The sequence below is a fragment of the Streptomyces sp. LUP47B genome (assembly GCF_001746295.1).
In the GTDB taxonomy this organism is placed as follows: Bacteria; Actinomycetota; Actinomycetes; order Streptomycetales; family Streptomycetaceae; genus Streptomyces.
The window spans coordinates 418,274-434,152 of the sequence record NZ_MJAH01000007.1; the positions used below are offsets into that span (position 1 = coordinate 418,274).

The following is a 15,879-nucleotide window of genomic DNA, read 5'->3' on the forward strand; positions in this document are numbered from 1 at the left end:
CCGGGGCCGACCGTCCGGTCAGCGTTCGGGGTCGTCGATCGGCTTGCCGGTATCGCCCTGAGCGGTCAGGAAGGCCCGCAGGCCGCCGCCCAGCGCCGCCCGCTCGCCGGGTTCCATGGCCGCGAGGACCACGGCAAGCGCCTGAGATCTGCGCGCGGCCACTTCGTTCAGGATCTGCCGGCCACGTCCCGTGAGCACGAGCTGCACCTCACGTCGCCTGTGCGGATGCAGCAGCCGCTCCAGCAGGCCGGCCGCCTCCAGCCGATCGCACAACCGACTGGCTGTCGGCGGCCCTATGTCCATGGTCTCCGCCAGAGTGGTGAGATTGAGCCCCGGTTCCGACTCCAGAACCCGAAGCGCTCTCAGTTGGTGCGGTGACAGCCGCAGGCTCGCCCCCTGGGCGGCCACCGACCACACGTTCGCGAGACCGTCCACGGCGTCGGCGATCTCCAGCGCGACGGAGAGTGGGTCGTCACCCGGTCCGCTCGACCGGTCGTCCCCCGAGCCACTGAGACGAGTCACACACGCATCGCTTTCAGTAATCGCCTGGCCATGCAGATACCGCCCTCATTCAAACGCGGTACCCGGTGAGTCGTCGAGCAAGCACATGGCCACAAAAGGCAAAGGCAAGGAGAGAACTCTCCTTGCCACTCTTAAGTTATAGCGCGCAGGGGGGCTTGCGGCAAGACCCGGGTCACCGCGCACAATCGTCGGCCGAGGCCACAACCTGCGGAAATGGGGAACGACTTGTTGTCGACCAACTCGTCGACGGGGAACGCAACCGGGGACGGTGACGAGGTGACCGAGCGGGACGTGCTGGATCTTCGAGAGATTGACGAGAGTCAGGTCGCCGTCGTGGGCGGCAAGGGCGCGCACCTGGGCGCTCTGTCCCGGATCGAAGGCATCCGCGTACCGGCGGGCTTCTGCGTGACGACGGACGCCTACCGGCGGGCCGTGGCGCAATCGCCGTCGATCGACGATCGGCTGGACCAGCTGGCGCGCGTGAATCCGGACGACCAGGAGGCGATCCGCACACTCAGCGCGGACATCCGCCGGATCATCGAAGAGACCGCCATCCCGGCCGATGTCGCCGAGGCGATCACCCAAGCGCTCGCCCGGTCCGGCGAGCAGGCCGCCTACGCCGTGCGATCCAGCGCCACGGCGGAGGACCTGCCGACGGCCTCTTTCGCGGGCCAGCAGGACACGTACCTGAACGTCGTCGGACCGACGGCGATCCTTCGCCACATCAGCCGGTGCTGGGCCTCGCTGTTCACCGAACGGGCCGTGATCTACCGCCGCCGCAACGGCATCGACCACCGTACGGTCCACATGGCCGTCGTCGTGCAGCAGATGGTCTTCCCGCAGGCGTCCGGCATCCTGTTCACCGCCGACCCCGTCACCGGTGACCGGACGGTCGCCACCGTGGACGCCGGTTTCGGCCTCGGCGAGGCGCTGGTCTCCGGTCTGGTGAACCCGGACGTCTTCAAGGTGCGGCACGACGAAGTCGTAGCCAGGACGATCTCCGCGAAACTGCGTGCCGTTCACGCCCTGCCGTCCGGCGGCACACAGGAAGTGGGGATCGACGCGCAGCGGCAGGAGCAGCCGGCGCTGACGGATGCGCAGGCGATCCGACTCGTGCAGCTCGGGCGGCGCATCGAAGCGCACTTCGGTCGCCCGCAGGACATCGAATGGTGCCTGTCCGACGACTGTTTCCACATCGTGCAGAGCCGGCCGATCACGACGCTGTTCCCCGTCCCGGAGAGCGACGACCAGGAGAACCACGTCTATGTCTCCGTCGGTCATCAGCAGATGATGACCGACGCCATGAAGCCCCTGGGGCTGTCCATGTGGCGGCTGACGGCCATGGTGCCGATGCACGAGGCCGGCGGGAGGCTGTTCGTCGACGTCACCCGGCGCCTGGCCTCGCCCGCGAGCCGCGCCGGCCTGCTGGACCTCATGGGGAAGGGTGATCCGTTGGTCCGGGACGCGCTGGAGACCGTCCTCGACCGCGAGGATTTCGTCCCGTCGCTTCCGGACGCGCCTCCCGGCAGGCCGTCGGCCGCCTCCCCGCCTGCCCCGATCGAGACCGATCCGACCGTCGTCACCGGGCTGATCGAGCGCAGCCAGGCATCCGTCGCCGCCCTCCGGCGCGACGCCCGGACCAAGACCGGCCCGGCGCTGTTCGACTTCCTGCTGGAGGCCTTCCAGGAGCACAAACGAGTCCTCGGTGACCCGCTGAACCTTCAGGTGATCATGGCGGGAATGGAGGCCACATGGTGGCTCAACGAGAAGCTGGAGGAGTGGCTCGGCGAGAAGAACGCGGCTGACACGCTGACGCTGTCCGCCCCCGGCAACATCACGTCCGAGATGGGTCTCGCGCTGCTCGACGTCGCGGACGCGATCCGCCCGCATCCGGAGGTGGTCGGGTTCCTCGAGGGCGTCGAGGACGACGGCTTCGTCGACGAGCTGGCGAAGCTCCCGGGCGGCGCCGAGGCGCGCGATGCCATCGAGGTCTACCTCGACCGGTACGGCATGCGCTGCGTCGGCGAGATCGACATCACGAGGCCCCGTTGGCGCGAGCGCCCCAGCACCCTCGTCCCCTTGATCCTCGACAACGTCAGGAACTTCGAACAGGGCGCCGCCCAGCGGCGTTTCGAGCAAGGGCGCCGGAAGGCGCAGCAGAAGGAGCAGGAGGTGCTGTCACGCCTGCGGACCCTGCCGGACGGGGAACGGAAGGCCGACGAGACCAAGGGCATGATCGAGCGGGTCCGCACCTTCATCGGATACCGGGAGTACCCGAAGTACGGCATCATCAGCCGCTACTTCGTCTACAAGCAGGCCCTGTTGGCGGAGGCCGAGCGACTCGTGCAGGCGGGCGTGCTGGCCGACCGGGAGGACGTCTTCTACCTCACCTTCCAGGAGTTCCACGACGTCGTGCGCTCGAAGCAGGTGGACGACCAGCTCGTCCAGCGGCGCAAGGACGCGTTCCGCTCGTACCAAGCGCTCACACCTCCCCGGGTCCTCACCTCCGACGGCGAGGCTCTCAGCGGGGCGTACCGGCGCGACGACGTGCCGGCCGGCGCCCTGGTCGGCCTACCGGTCTCCACCGGGACCGTCGAGGGGAGGGCCCGCGTCATCCTCGACATCGCGGAGGCCGATCTCGAAGAGGGCGACATCCTGGTCACGACCTTCACGGACCCCAGCTGGTCGCCGCTGTTCGTGGGCATCGCGGGCCTGGTGACGGAGGTGGGCGGTCTGATGACCCATGGCGCGGTGATCGCCCGGGAGTACGGCTTGCCGGCCGTCGTGGGCGTGGAGCAGGCCACCCGACGGATCCGGGACGGACAGCGGATCCGCGTGCACGGAACCGACGGGTACGTCGAGATCCTGCCTTGACGGATCCACCGGGAAGCCCCGACACAGTGGTGCTTCAGGTTTCACCGGCCCCCTGAGTCACCATTAGGTGGTGCTTCCCGGTGCCGGTCGTCCGCGGTGCTGGTGATGACTTCACTCGAACGGGGTGGCGACCGCGTCGGGGTGATCCGTGAGGTAGTCCTGGAGCACCGACAGGAAGCTCTGGTCGGGGCCGAGGCCCAGCGCGGCGGCGCGTCGGTGGTCGAAGACGGCCGGCCATGAGCCGACGATCGCTTCGACCGCCGGATCGGGGGCGACGGTGACCCGGTCGGCCACGGCGTCACCGGCCACCTGCCGCAGGGTCGCGAGCATGTCGGCGACCGAGACGGTCAGTGCGGGCAGGTTGACCGGCAGCGGGCCGTCCAGGCGCCCCGGTCCGGTGCCGCGTTCCGCCTCGGCGACGCGGAGGATTCCCGCCACCGTGCGCCGAGGTGAGGACAGGGCCACCTTCAGGCCGGGATCCACCGGACAGACGGCGGCCAGGCCCGCGAGCGGCTCGCGCACGATGCCGGACAGGAAGCCGGAAGCGGCCGCGTTGGGCCTGCCAGGCCGTACCGCCACCGTCATGAGCCGCACGACCCGCCCGTCGATGAAGCCGCGGCGGGTGCAGTCCGCGATCAGCTGTTCGCACATCAGCTTCTGGGTGCCGTAACTCGACCGCGGTACCGGCACCGTCGTCTCGCTGGCCGCCGGTGGCAGCGGGAGGCCGGGGTGGGAGCCGTAGACGGCGACACTGCTGGCGAACAGCATCCGCACCACCGGCCCGCCCGACCGGGACTGCGCCCGCGCCGCCTCCAGCAGCGCGCGCGTGGCGTCCACGTTGGCGCGCATCCCGAGATCGAAGTCGGCCTCGCACTCGGCCGACACCGCGGCGGCGAGATGGAACAGCACGTCCACCGGCTCGGCGAAGACCGTGTCCAGGTGCTCGAGCAGTTCCCCGTGCACCACCTGGACCGGCGCCCCGGCACCTTGCGAGACGTCGGGCCAGGCCACACGGTCGACCAGCACCAGACGCCCGATCGGCGCACCGCCGAAGGCTCCCGTCTGCATCAACGCGCCGACCAGCAGCCGTCCGAGAAACCCGGACGCACCCGTCACGACGATTCTCACCCGTTCATCTCCTCCGAAGGCGGCTCGTCCCATCGTTGTCGTACCCCGCTCGGCCCCGGCAACCGCCGGTTCCGAGGGCCCTCGACGGGTGGTCGCGTCACGCTGTACTACGTTACGACTGTGATCGACTACGACGCCGACGGATCGGACGACGAACGCGCCGGGAACGACTTCCGCGGCGAACGTGCCGTGGGGCACGCAGAGTTCATCGCCGAGGACAGAAATTCGCTCGCCGCATGATCGATGGCGACATCGGTTGTTCCCCGCCACTCACTCCGCATTCTGTCGTCGCCGCCTGCGGATACCAGGGCAGAACTCGCAAGCCAGGACGCCCGCCTGTGCCGAACTGGTGAAAGATTGACGGGACTTGTGAAGAGCGACAAGAATGCGGCTCGCTCGCTGTCACTGAAGCGAGCGAAGTGACGCGAGTGGCTCAGACACGGGTTGTATTCCCACTCTCCGCCTGCCGCGGCTGCTCGCGTCCTGCCACCTCCCACACTCACGAACCCGCCAGGACATATCTTGACGCGCCTTTCACGCTCCAGAACGTCGGCCGCTGTGGCCGCAACCGCCTTCATCGCCACTGCCACTCCCCTGTTCGGGGCCGCTGCCGCCAGTGCCACACCCGCGGGCGGCTGCCAGACGGCCACGGTCCAGTACCGCTTCGTCGACGCCGCCGGAAAGCCGGTCGATGCCGACTGGACCTCTCAGGGCGGCTTCCACCAGTGGTCCTCCGCCCCCGGCACCGTCGAGGTGCGGCTGGCTCCGGGACAGACGGTCGGCGAGAGCTGCAAGTACCCGGTCTCACTTGCCGAATACACCACCGAGGGACCCAACTGGAACACCTCGGGTCTGCAGACCCTCGTCGACCACGCCACGGTCTATCTCGGCGCCGACGACCTCCCCGGCGCCGACGACGCGAAGCGGACCTGGCAGAAGCTCTCGGTGAAGACGCCGGACTGCTACGGGCAGATCGACCTGTACGGCGACGACGTCATCTACGACGGCGGGTCGGGCGAGGGTCACGGGCCCGCCCCCTACCAGCCCGACAACGTCGTCACGCCCTACCACCTGATCGCGGCGTGGAACGGCGGCGACAAGTCGTGCACCCCCGAGCAGCCGAACTCCCCGACTCCCCCGGCCTCCCCGTCCACACCGGACAGCCCGAGCAGGCCGCCCGCCAGCCAGCCGCCGGCGGACGAGACGACTCCGCCCGCCACGGCCACGACCCCGCCCCCCAGCTCCTCCACTCCGCCCACCACGCCGGACGTCCCTCCGCTGGAGTCGACGCCCCCGACCTCCCCGGCGCCCTCGCCCAGCGACAGCACCCCGCCGCTGGCCGAGACCGGTTCGAGCGCGCCCGTCGGCCTGATAGCCGGCGGCGCGGCCATGGTGATCGCCCTCGGCGCGGCCGCCCTCTACGGAAGCCGCCGCACACGGCGCTCCTGACCAGGACCGCAGCCGGCACCGCCACGCGCTGAGGCATCCGGCAGTCTCGCCCCAGGCACCCGACACACCCGGTCGACCGGGACAGGGGCCTGGGGCGAGACGTTGTCGTGTGCGCGGCGCCGGCCCGGGCGCCCGGGCCCACCACGGCTCCGACGCACCTGCGGCACGACGACCGTGCGGGAGGGAGCCGGCAGGGGGACGGGCGGGCGGCGAAGCCGTCGCTCTTGGATGTCAGGCGGGCATGCGGTTGTTCTTGCGGATCTGCTTGTCGAACGCTCCAGCGGGAACGAGGCGGCGCGCCTTGGTGACGCGTGAGGCCAGCGGGCCGGCGGTGTAGCGCAGCTTCGGCTTCTTGTCGGTGGCCGCGGTGACGATCGTTTTGGCGACGACGGCGGGGTCGTCGCCGGCCTTCATCGCCTCCGCGACCACCTCGTCGAAGACGCGGCGTCGCTCCGCGTACAGCGGCAGCGGGGTGTCGGGCTGCGCGGCGTTGGTGTCGAAGCTGGTCTTGGTGTAGGCGGGCTGGACGAGCAGGACACGGATGCCGTGCTCGCGGACCTCGTGGTCCAACGACTCGGAGTACCCCTCGAGGGCGTGCTTCGACGCGACGTAGAGGGCCATGAAGGGCTGGGGCGCGACCCCCAGAACGGACGAGATGTTGATGACGCGTCCGCCGCCCTGGGCACGCATGTGCGGCAGCACGGCCTTCGTCATACGGATGACACCGAGGACGTTGATGTTCAGGACGCTCTGGGCCTGGGCGACGGAGTTCTCCTCGACAGCGCCCGCCGCACCGATGCCCGCGTTGTTGACCAGGACGTCGATGCGTCCAAACCGGTCGATCACCTCTGCGACCGCGGCGGTGGCCGAGTCGTCACTTCCGACGTCGAGGTCTAGGTACGTCACCCCGGCGGGCGGGGTGAGCCCGGAGGTCTTGCGGCCGGTTCCGATCACCTTGAAGCCCGCCGCGACGAAGGCGCGGGCCGTCTCCTTGCCGATCCCTGACGAGGCACCTGTCACGAGCGCCACCGGCTGAGTTGTCGTCATCACGATCTCCTTTGAATTACGGTCGTATATATTACGTTCATACGACCATAGAGTCGTCGTCGACTGATGGCAAGTGCTCGCGTCCGGCAATCCGGGAACCGGGGGGGTGCGGTACAGGAGGGGTGACGGCCGGACCCATGTGAGTACGGTCATAATTCAAAACCCGCCAGACCCTTGCTCGTGAGTCGGCTCGCTGCTTATTGTCTTATGGTCGTACTGCAAAAACCTATGAGCGCCTGCCGCAACCCTCTCCCCGAAAGGGACTTCCCATGAAGTCGCTGGTCTCGCCGAAGCTGAAGTCGGGGATGGTGGACGAGGCGCTGCAGGTGGAGCGCACGAAGACCGGTACGGCTGCGGTGCTGCGCGCCCCCGGCACCCCGGGCCCTCTCGCCTCCTTCGCCCGGTTCGTCCTCTTCGGCGGCGGTGTCGGGGGCGCTTCCAGTGCCGCGGTGGCGGGACTCGCGGGGCTGATGCCCTGGGCCGCGGCGAACGCGCTGATCACCGTCGCCTCCACGGCCCTCGGCACGGAACTCCACGCACGCTTCACCTTCGGCACAGGGCGCGCCGGATGGCGCGGACACTGGCAGTCAGCGGGGTCGGCCGCGGCAGCCTTCGCGGTGACCTCCGCCGCGATGCTCGTCCTGCACCTGGTGCAGCCGTCGGCCGGAGCGCTCTACGAGCAGGTTGCTTACCTCAGCGCCGCTGGGCTCGCCGGTATCGGGCGCTTCCTGGTACTGCGCCTGTTCGTCTTCGCCACCAGCCAGACCCGTACGACGGCGCGGGCCATGGAACCCGCGCCGACTCGGGAGGCGGGCCCGCAGGTGTCACTGCTTCTCCCCGTTCCGGCACTGTGAGCGCCGCACGCGGCGGCCGGGAGTTCTTCTCCGTCGGCGAGCCACGACAGGTGTGGAGAATGCGCCCGCGTCCGCCGCGAGTCTCGCAACCTCCGCGTTGCGGCCGAGATCGGTACGACAACAGCCGCTGAGGGCGACTTTGCGGTTGGCCTTGCGTACTGCGCGGGCGAAGGCGATGTTCGTACGGTCGTCCCGCTCAGGTGCGCCGAAGATCAACGGCCGTCAGACCGAACCCGCGCCGCGTTCGGCGTCGGCGTCCGTGCCGCCGTCGGTGCGCTCGGAGACGAGCTCGTGCGCTGCCGCGTCACGCGCCGGCGAGACCGACCCCGGACCCCGGGCGACTTCACAGGCCGGTCTCCGCCACACCGTCACTCAGTGCGTGCCCTTGCCCAGATGGGTCTCGAACCAACGGGCGGCGGCGTCGGTGACGAGATCCCGGGAAAGGTGCGGCCAGTACACCCCGTAGTGTCCCCCGGAGATCATCAGGAGTTCCTTGGGCTCAAGCGCCGCGTCATAGGCTTCCAGAGCGAGCGAGGGCGGAGTGGTCTGGTCGTCGCCGGCGACGACCATCAGCAGAGGCGTCGGGCTGATCCGGCGCATGAACGGACGCACGTCATAGGCCAGTGCCCGTCCGGTCGATCGGATGGTCACGCTGTTCATCCATCCAGGTGCGGGGCCTTGGGGACCACCCACGAGGTACTCGTAGTCCGCCTGGTCCTCGAAGAGGACGGCCTGGTCGGCCGGATCGGTCGGCATCCGCACCAGCTGGATACGGCCGGGCTCCTCGCCCTTGAGCCTGCCCTGCCTGTCCTGATCCATGTTGTCGTCGATCGCGGCGAGCGCGCCCTGGCCGTTCCCCAGTACGAATTGGTCGTAACCGGAGATGAAGGGCACTTGGCTGACGACAGCTTTCACCCTGCGGTCCGTGGCGGCCACGACGAGCACGTTTCCCCCGCTGTAGCTGGAGCCCCACAGGCCGATGCGGTCGCTGTCGAGCGCCGGGTGTTGCTCAACGAAGGACAGGGCCATCTGCATGTCCCGGTCCTGTGCGACAGGATCGACGTCCTGGCGCGGCTCCCCGTCGCTGCTGCCGCACGTCCGCTGGTCGTACAGCAGGACTCCGAAGCCCCGGGCGACGAAGGCGTCGGCGACGGATTCGAGGCGGGTGATCGACGAAGAGAATCCAGGGGTCATCACGATGGCGGGATGCGGGCCCTCGGAGTTCGGGGTCATCACCCAGCCGCGCAGGACGACCCCGTTGTCGGCACGGAACTCGATGTCTTCCTTCACCGACGCGGCCGAAGCCACATCCTGGTTCTTGAGACTCATTTCCTCATCCCTCCGGTGTGACGATTGACGGTCGCTCGGGCGAGCGCCGACGTGTTGAGCGGGCAGGTTCAGCTGGTTCAGGTAGGGGCGTCATGCGGACAGGTCGAGGAGGACTTTTCCGGTGACTCCGGACTCCACCGCCCTGTGGGCATCCGCGATCCGCTCCAGCCGGTAGCGGTGGAGGGGCAGCCCTCTGTCCTCACCCACGCCGATCACCCCGGCCGCCAGGGCCCTGTCGATGCATGCGACGGCGTTGTCGAGAACGGCGTCGGTCATCTTGTACAGCAGCACGAAGTGCCAGGTGACGCTCTGAGTCATCTGGGATCGGACCGGCATGGTGACGTCGTTGCCGCCGTTGTTGGCGTAGACGACGATCAGCCCGTGCGGCGCGAGGACCGCAAGGTCCAGGCCGACGTTGGTGGACGGAGAGACCTCGACGACGATGTCCACCCCGTCGGGCACGAGTCGCCGTATCTCGGCGGCGGCGTCCTGCGTGCGGTAGTTCACCACCATCGCTGCGCCGGCGGCCTTCGCGAGGCGGGCCTTGGGTTCGCTGCTGACGGTCGTGATCACGGTCGCTCCGGCCCACGTCGCCAGCTGGATCGCAGCATTGCCGACGGCGCCTGCTCCCCCCGCGACCAGCACGGTGACTCCCGCGAGCATCCCCGGTCCGAGCTGCGTCGGGCCTCCGGCACGCAGTGTCAGCGCATGGTGAGCGGTGATGAAGGGGACCCCGAGGCTGGCGCCCAACTCCAGAGAGGCCGAGTCGGGCAGCGGGCGGACCAGCCGGGCCGGAATCGTGGCGTATTCCTGCGCGGTCCCCTCCAAGCGCTTGAAGGCGACGAGCCACAACCACACCCTGTCCCCCGGCGCGAGGTCCTCGACCCCCGGGCCGACGGCGTCCACGATCCCGGAGCCGTCGAGGTGCGGAACCTGAACCTGCCCGTCGGGGATCGGCATGTGGATGCCACCGATGCGGGTCTTCCAGTCGGTCGGGTTGACGCCTGAGTAGTGGAGCCTCACCCGAACCTCACCTGCGCCCGGATCTCGTATGGGGAGGTCGACCATGCGGAGCACATCGCGACCTCCTGTGGTTGCGTAACCTGCGGCTCTGATCTTCATCACTCCTTTTCTAGGTCGTTGCCGGGACGATCGGGAGGCGGAGAAAAGATGTGTGCTTGCCCCCCAGGTGAATCGAAGTGCGTCCGCTGAAGACGGACTCCGGACGATCCGACGGATCGTTGTGCAGGAACGGTCCCGACCCCTGCATGGCGTTCTTGAAGTTCGAGAGTCGAGTCTCCGGCGCCGAGTCGTAAACCCAGTCGGAGCCTCGCAGGGTCAAGCTGAGACGCCAGCCCGGCGGGAGGACCACGCTGGTGGGCCACAGTTCGACATCGAGTTGACAGATCTCGTAGGGAATGACCTCGAGTTTCCGTTCATGCGGATGGAACGGCCGGTACGGCGTACTGAGACGCTGGTCCAGTTCCCGGTGCGACATTCGCAACCACCCCTTCGTCACCGCACTGAAGGGATCAATGGCACCTTGAAACACGCGCTCATTACCAGCCGGGTCAAAGACGCGCAGTGCGGCGAAGATGTCCGCGTCCGTGGAGGTGGTGGATACGAAGAGCCGGCAGGCAATCGGTCCCGTGATCTCGGTGGTCTCCTCCATCGGTTCGGTCGTCCAGGAGACGCCCTCGCCGTTGGCGTCAAAGGAAACGACCGATTCGGCGGCGGCACCAGGGTGCATTCGATCGATGTCCAGTTGCAGATCAGTCCAGGTCGTCCCGGGAAGTGGCCATGCGTCTTCGTGTCGCACCTCCGTCGTTCCGTCGACGTGCCGAACTTTCATCCGGATGCGGGGCTGTTCATCCCAGCCGTTGTCTTCACCCTTGAGGAAGTGATCGAAGAACCGGCGCTGGAGGTCTACGCCATAGTCGGTGTAGAACTCCACCCAATGTTCACCGTCGTGTATCTCGAGCCATTTCTGCGTCGAAGACGCCCTGCAAAATCCTTCGATGTTGCCGCGAAGATGCAGTCCCTGCCCGCCCCAGTTACCGGCGGACAGCAGCGGCACATCAACGTGGGACAGATCGGCCTGGCGGTCACGGTAGGCGTCGATGAACTCGTTGTCGCGGTGAAACTTCGGCAAGTCGGCCCGGTTCGCAGCGAGTTCGGACTCATCCAGCGTTTTATCGCCACAGACCAGTTCACCGGTCGCAGCGCTCCTGGGTCCCGCCTCCCCTCGTCCGTGCTGGACCGGCAGCACCTGCATCTCGTACCAGTTCAGCAGCATCATGCTCAGAATTCCGCCATGGCGGACAGCCTCTCTGTAGAAGTCGGAGGCGCCCTCCCATACGCAGATCGCTGCGAGCGGCCCTGGCTTCAGCGCGGCCACCCGCCACTGGTTCATCCCGTAATAGGAGATACCGTTCAGGCCGACCTTGCCATTGCTCCACGGCTGTCGGCCCGCCCATTCGATGCTTTCGCGAAAGTCCTCGATCTCTCGCACGGAGAACGGGTCCAGAAAGCCTGGCGACCGGCCGGCACCACGCGAGTCCACGCGAACGAGGACGTAGCCATGCGGAACCCACTTCTCTGGGTCCGCCACTTCCCAGCACTGGTGGACATTGGTCGACCCGGTCACGGTGTCCGGATGTTCCTCAGCCATCTTGTTCCATGCAGTCGGGTACCCGTTGGCGAACGCCAGACCTTTCCCGTAGGGGCCGTAGGTCATGAGCGCGGGATGTTCAAAGCCGTCATTCGGACGGAAGACGTCAGCGCGTAGAACGATGCCATCGTCCATCTCGATCGGGACGTCCCGTTCGACAAGCATCCTCTTCGCCACTTCTTCTTGAGCAGCCACTTCAGCCTCCGATCCTGCGCCTGCCACTGGGAACTCGCCCACATCGAGGTCAGCCCAGAGTGCCGCAGCGGAACGGCCCTGCGACATGTGCTCACTCACACTGTGAGTGACGTGCAATGTGTCCTGGTACATGGAATCGGTCGCGTCACCCCTCCGAGACTGAATGCCCGAGGCATCGAGCAGGTGAGCCGATGCCTCTCGCAACCAGGGAGGTCGACGCATGCGCGAACCCAAGTCCCGTCAGGCAGTCGTCGTCGGAGGTTCGATCGGCGGTCTCACCACCGCGCTGCTGCTACGCGACCTCGACTGGGACGTCGACGTCTTCGAGCGATCGACCCGCGACGACGCCCGCGGCGGCGGCATCGTGCTGCAGCCGGACACGATCCGCTGGTTCACTGAACGAAGTACGCAGGCGCTGGAGAACCTGACCACCTCGACGAATTTCGTCCAGTACCTGGGCATCAACAATCACGTGGCTCACCGCGAGTACGCGCAGTGGTCCTACAGCTCGTGGGCGACCCTCCACTCGGCGCTGCTGCGCGATTTCGGTGCCGAACGTCATAGGCACGGACACCGCGCCGTGGCGGTCGCTCAGGACGCGTCGACCGCTACCGTCGAATTCGACAATGGCAGCTTCGCTACCGGCGACCTCGTGGTATTCGCCGACGGGGTGAACTCGATGGGCCGGCAGTACGTCTCACCGAACACACCCGTCCGGTACTCCGGCTACATAGGTTGGCGCGGCCTCGTATCAGAGCGCCTGTTGAGCAACGAAACGCGTGCGGTTATCGAGGACTCCGTGACCTACGCGCTCTTGCCGGACTCACACGTCGTGATGTATCCCGTGCCCAGCTCGATCAAAGGTGGCAGAACCGAAAGGCTCATGAACTTCGTCTGGTACCGCAACGTTCCCGCGGGAAGCCAACTCGACCAGTTCGTTGGCGGCGCGTCCGACGGGGTTCTGTCGTTGCACCCGGACAACGTTCCGCACATCGAGGTCGAACGAATGCGGATGGACGCAGCTCGCGACCTGCCGCCCGCAACGGCCGAGGTCGTTCTGCGCTGCGATGCTCCCTACGTCCAGGTCGTCAGTGACATTCGCGCCGCGCAGATGGTCCGGGGCCGGGTCGCGATACTCGGTGACGCGGCATGCGCCGCCCGCCCGCACGCGGCGGCGGGCACCGCCAAGGCCGCTGCCGACGCGTGGAGTCTTGCCACGGCAATCGAAAAGACCGACGGCCTGGAGCAAGCCCTTCAGGTCTGGGAGCCGATTCAGCTCGCCCTGGGCGCTCAGCTCGAGTCGCGCGTCCAGGCCATGGGCGAGCGTTCCCAGTTCGAAAACTCTTGGCGCCCGGAGGATCCCGAACTCCGGTTCGGTCTCTACGGGCCCGGTATCTGACGGAGACGGAGGGAGCACTGTGAGTAATAGGTCCGGGGACAATCGAAAAACGCCCGTCGCGAGCGGCCTTGATCTGCCCCTGGCGGGCGAACTGATCGCCAGCAAATTTTCCGGCTGGACCGATGAGCTGATCGAAGAGTTCCGCGTTCACGCGCAGGATGGACATGTGGGTTCGCGTCTGCTCAGCGAGCATACCCGTGTCCGGGTCTGGGAGATTCGGCTGGCGCCGGGCGAACGATGGCACGCTCATCGTCACGTGCTCGATTACTTCTGGACGGCTGTCACGTCCGGCCGCAGCATGCAGCACACTCACGACGGAACGACTCGCGCAGTGGAGTACACAGCTGGCGAAACGCGGCATTTTGAGTTCACGCACGGCGAATTCCTGCTCCACGACATCGAAAACGTGGGTGAAGCAGATCTCGTATTCACGACTGTGGAACATCTCGACAGCGAGAACGAACCCCTGCCGATCGGAACTGGATGAGCGCACCCTCGCGACCGGCTCCTGTCATACGCTTGAGCCGGGGTCACGGACGACCGTCACATGCGAGTCGTCAGGCTGGAGGGCACCTCTTGAGCAAGCCGATGCCTCACGAAGTGACGCCCACCGCTGTGTGGATCGCGGCGCTCGAGTTGCTGGCCCGTCAGGCCGGGGCGGGGAGTTCGTCCGAAGACTTGCACCAGCGACTGGTCGCGGTGGGGCGTCAGCTCACCGGCTTCGACTTCTGCGCGGTTCTTCTCCCCGACGAAACAGGAACTCAGCTGCTCATCCGTGCCTGGGCCGGTCTGGACACCTTCTACGTCGAGCAGATCAACTCCCGGAACCCGTTGACGCTTGGCAGTACCGCGAGACAGTCGCCCTCCAGCAGGGCCTATACCTCCGGCGTTTCCGTCTGGGTGTCCGACATCACGCGGCACGCCGACTTCACGCAATGGTCCGGGCCGGCGAGAGCGCAGGGTTATCGGACACTGCTGGCTGTGCCGCTGCGAGCGGGCGACCAGATCGTCGGAACCTTCAACTGTTACAACAGAGAGGTCATCGCCCCGGATCCCCAGCTTCGCCACTTGGTCGAGGCCCTGACGGATTTCGCGAGCGCGGCTCTCGAAATCACGCGGCTCCGCCAGGCGGAGACCGGCCGAGTCAATCAGCTCGAGGATCTGAACGAGGAACTACGCGACCGACAGGCGCGGGACGAGCGATCTCAGGAGCTGCATCGTCGCCTTACCGACGTGGCCCTCACCAACTCGGATCTCGCCCACCTCGCACACGAGTCCGCACAGATGCTGGGCGCCAGATTCCTGAAGATCGTCGATGCCTCAGGCTTCGTGCTGGCACAGGCGGGCCCCGACTCGGCCGAAGACCTGGCACCGGAGAGCCCGAACTCGGCAGTGGTTCTGCTGCACGGGGAGACAGCTGCACGAATCGAGGCTTTCGGCGCGACCCTCGAACCCGACATGGCGGCTCGCGCACTGGAGCACGCGGCAACCGTCTGCGCGCTCCTGCTTCTGCGCGACCGGACCGCGGCCGAAGCCGAAGCCCGGTTCAGAGACGATCTGATCGGAGATCTTTTTTCTGGCGACCCTGAGCGGCGCACCGCGGCCCGACAGCGCGCACTACGAGCAAACCTGCTCGTCGACGAGGTTCAGGTAGTCGTGATGAAGGATCACAGCGACGTTGGTGCCGCGAAAATCGACAACTCGCCGCTCGGGCGCCGGATGCGATCCATTTCGAGTCGCCGACCCCGCCTTGTCTGCGGTCGGCTCGGCGACTACTGGGTCGCCCTCTGGCCGATCAGTGAAGGTGCGAGGGACATAGCTGCCACCCTCACGCAGGGCGCGATCGACCCTCAGGTTCACGCAGTTGTGGCCCCGGCCAGTGGTTCACAAGACCTGGCCAGGGCCTTCCGGATGGCACGGGGCGCGCTTGAACTGGGCGGCTCCCAGGCTCCCCTGGTTCGCACCATCGAGGACCTGGGGGTGGTTGGCCTGTTGCTCCAGCTGGAGGACCACAGGGCCGTCGCCAACTTCAGTGATCGCGTGCTGGGTGCACTGCGCCAGAGCGACTTTGAGCGCTCGACAGACCTGATCCTCACCCTGCGAACCTACTTGGCCCATGATTGCCGCGCCGATGTGTCCGCTCAGAAGCTCTTCGTGCACAAGAACACGATCTCCCAGCGGCTTCGGCGCATCGAGAAGCTGACGGGACTCTCTCTCGCAAGTCCTTCGGACGTCTTGCAGTTCAGTGCCGCCTTGGCGGCAGACGACATCCGGTCGGCATCGGCTTCGCCGGGATCAGACCGGATGTCAGAGTGAGGCCCCGGCGCACTGGACGAGTTGCTGCACGGTGAGTGCTCCGCCGTCCGGGCCGAGGAGGACCGCGGTCAGGCCGGCGACCTCGTCGGGCGCGA

12 protein-coding genes are annotated in these 15,879 nt (G+C 67.3%); 6 read left to right on the forward strand and 6 right to left on the reverse strand.

Annotated features, from left to right (window positions below):
* Positions 1–18 precede the first annotated feature (18 nt).
* Positions 19–522 carry a MarR family winged helix-turn-helix transcriptional regulator gene (locus BFN33_RS24280; protein WP_069762224.1) on the reverse strand — a complete coding sequence of 168 codons (504 nt, stop codon included), beginning with the start codon at positions 520–522 and terminating at the stop codon, positions 19–21.
* Positions 523–798: 276 nt separating this feature from the next.
* On the opposite strand from BFN33_RS24280, the gene rph reads away from it, so the two are divergent.
* Positions 799–3,396, forward strand: a complete 2,598-nt coding sequence (gene rph / locus BFN33_RS24285) for a rifamycin-inactivating phosphotransferase (RefSeq protein WP_176742462.1) — start codon at positions 799–801, stop codon at positions 3,394–3,396.
* Positions 3,397–3,507: 111 nt separating this feature from the next.
* Here rph and denD read toward each other — a convergent pair whose 3' ends face one another.
* Positions 3,508–4,524, reverse strand: a complete 1,017-nt coding sequence (denD, locus tag BFN33_RS24290) for a D-erythronate dehydrogenase (RefSeq protein WP_069762226.1) — start codon at positions 4,522–4,524, stop codon at positions 3,508–3,510.
* 558 nt (positions 4,525–5,082) lie between these two features.
* On the opposite strand from denD, the gene BFN33_RS24295 reads away from it, so the two are divergent.
* Positions 5,083–5,973 (forward strand): hypothetical protein, encoded by an 891-nt coding sequence (locus tag BFN33_RS24295; RefSeq protein ID WP_256122853.1) that lies wholly within the window; start codon positions 5,083–5,085, stop codon positions 5,971–5,973.
* A gap of 231 nt (positions 5,974–6,204) precedes the next feature.
* On the opposite strand, the gene BFN33_RS24300 is transcribed toward BFN33_RS24295, so the two are convergent.
* Complete coding sequence (locus BFN33_RS24300; protein ID WP_079140987.1) at positions 6,205–7,020, reverse strand: oxidoreductase; 816 nt, start codon at positions 7,018–7,020, stop codon at positions 6,205–6,207.
* Positions 7,021–7,289: 269 nt separating this feature from the next.
* Here BFN33_RS24300 and BFN33_RS24305 point away from each other — a divergent pair, with 269 nt between their 5' ends.
* A complete protein-coding gene (locus BFN33_RS24305; RefSeq protein WP_256122854.1) occupies positions 7,290–7,874 on the forward strand; it encodes a hypothetical protein in 585 nt (194 codons plus the stop codon).
* 372 nt (positions 7,875–8,246) lie between these two features.
* Here the strand turns inward: BFN33_RS24305 and BFN33_RS24310 are convergent, their stop codons facing one another.
* The 3 genes from BFN33_RS24310 to BFN33_RS24320 form a co-directional block, all read right to left on the reverse strand.
* Positions 8,247–9,203 (reverse strand): alpha/beta hydrolase, encoded by a 957-nt coding sequence (locus tag BFN33_RS24310; RefSeq protein ID WP_079140988.1) that lies wholly within the window; start codon positions 9,201–9,203, stop codon positions 8,247–8,249.
* A 90-nt stretch (positions 9,204–9,293) separates the two neighbouring features.
* Complete coding sequence (locus BFN33_RS24315; RefSeq protein ID WP_176742458.1) at positions 9,294–10,325, reverse strand: NADPH:quinone reductase; 1,032 nt, start codon at positions 10,323–10,325, stop codon at positions 9,294–9,296.
* A 10-nt stretch (positions 10,326–10,335) separates the two neighbouring features.
* Positions 10,336–12,168, reverse strand: a complete 1,833-nt coding sequence (locus tag BFN33_RS24320) for a CocE/NonD family hydrolase (RefSeq protein WP_218109038.1) — start codon at positions 12,166–12,168, stop codon at positions 10,336–10,338.
* A gap of 121 nt (positions 12,169–12,289) precedes the next feature.
* Here BFN33_RS24320 and BFN33_RS24325 point away from each other — a divergent pair, with 121 nt between their 5' ends.
* The 3 genes from BFN33_RS24325 (at position 12,290) to BFN33_RS24330 (ending at position 15,784) form a co-directional block, all read left to right on the forward strand.
* Positions 12,290–13,468 (forward strand): FAD-dependent monooxygenase, encoded by a 1,179-nt coding sequence (locus tag BFN33_RS24325; RefSeq protein WP_069762228.1) that lies wholly within the window; start codon positions 12,290–12,292, stop codon positions 13,466–13,468.
* Positions 13,469–13,487: 19 nt separating this feature from the next.
* A complete protein-coding gene (locus tag BFN33_RS50155; RefSeq protein ID WP_079140989.1) occupies positions 13,488–13,955 on the forward strand; it encodes a hypothetical protein in 468 nt (155 codons plus the stop codon).
* An 89-nt stretch (positions 13,956–14,044) separates the two neighbouring features.
* Positions 14,045–15,784: a helix-turn-helix domain-containing protein gene (locus BFN33_RS24330; protein ID WP_176742459.1), complete on the forward strand. Its 1,740-nt coding sequence runs from the start codon at positions 14,045–14,047 to the stop codon at positions 15,782–15,784.
* The last annotated feature ends 95 nt before the right edge of the window (positions 15,785–15,879 follow it).

What these genes read in the sequence shown, in the direction of transcription:
- BFN33_RS24300 (WP_079140987.1), bottom strand. Translation starts at nt 7,020, where the DNA reads ATGACGACAACTCAGCCGGTGGCGCTCGTGACAGGTGCCTCGTCAGGG.
- BFN33_RS24305 (WP_256122854.1), top strand. Translation starts at nt 7,290, where the DNA reads ATGAAGTCGCTGGTCTCGCCGAAGCTGAAGTCGGGGATGGTGGACGAG.
- BFN33_RS24310 (WP_079140988.1), bottom strand. Translation starts at nt 9,203, where the DNA reads ATGAGTCTCAAGAACCAGGATGTGGCTTCGGCCGCGTCGGTGAAGGAA.
- BFN33_RS24315 (WP_176742458.1), bottom strand. Translation starts at nt 10,325, where the DNA reads ATGAAGATCAGAGCCGCAGGTTACGCAACCACAGGAGGTCGCGATGTG.
- BFN33_RS24325 (WP_069762228.1), top strand. Translation starts at nt 12,290, where the DNA reads ATGCGCGAACCCAAGTCCCGTCAGGCAGTCGTCGTCGGAGGTTCGATC.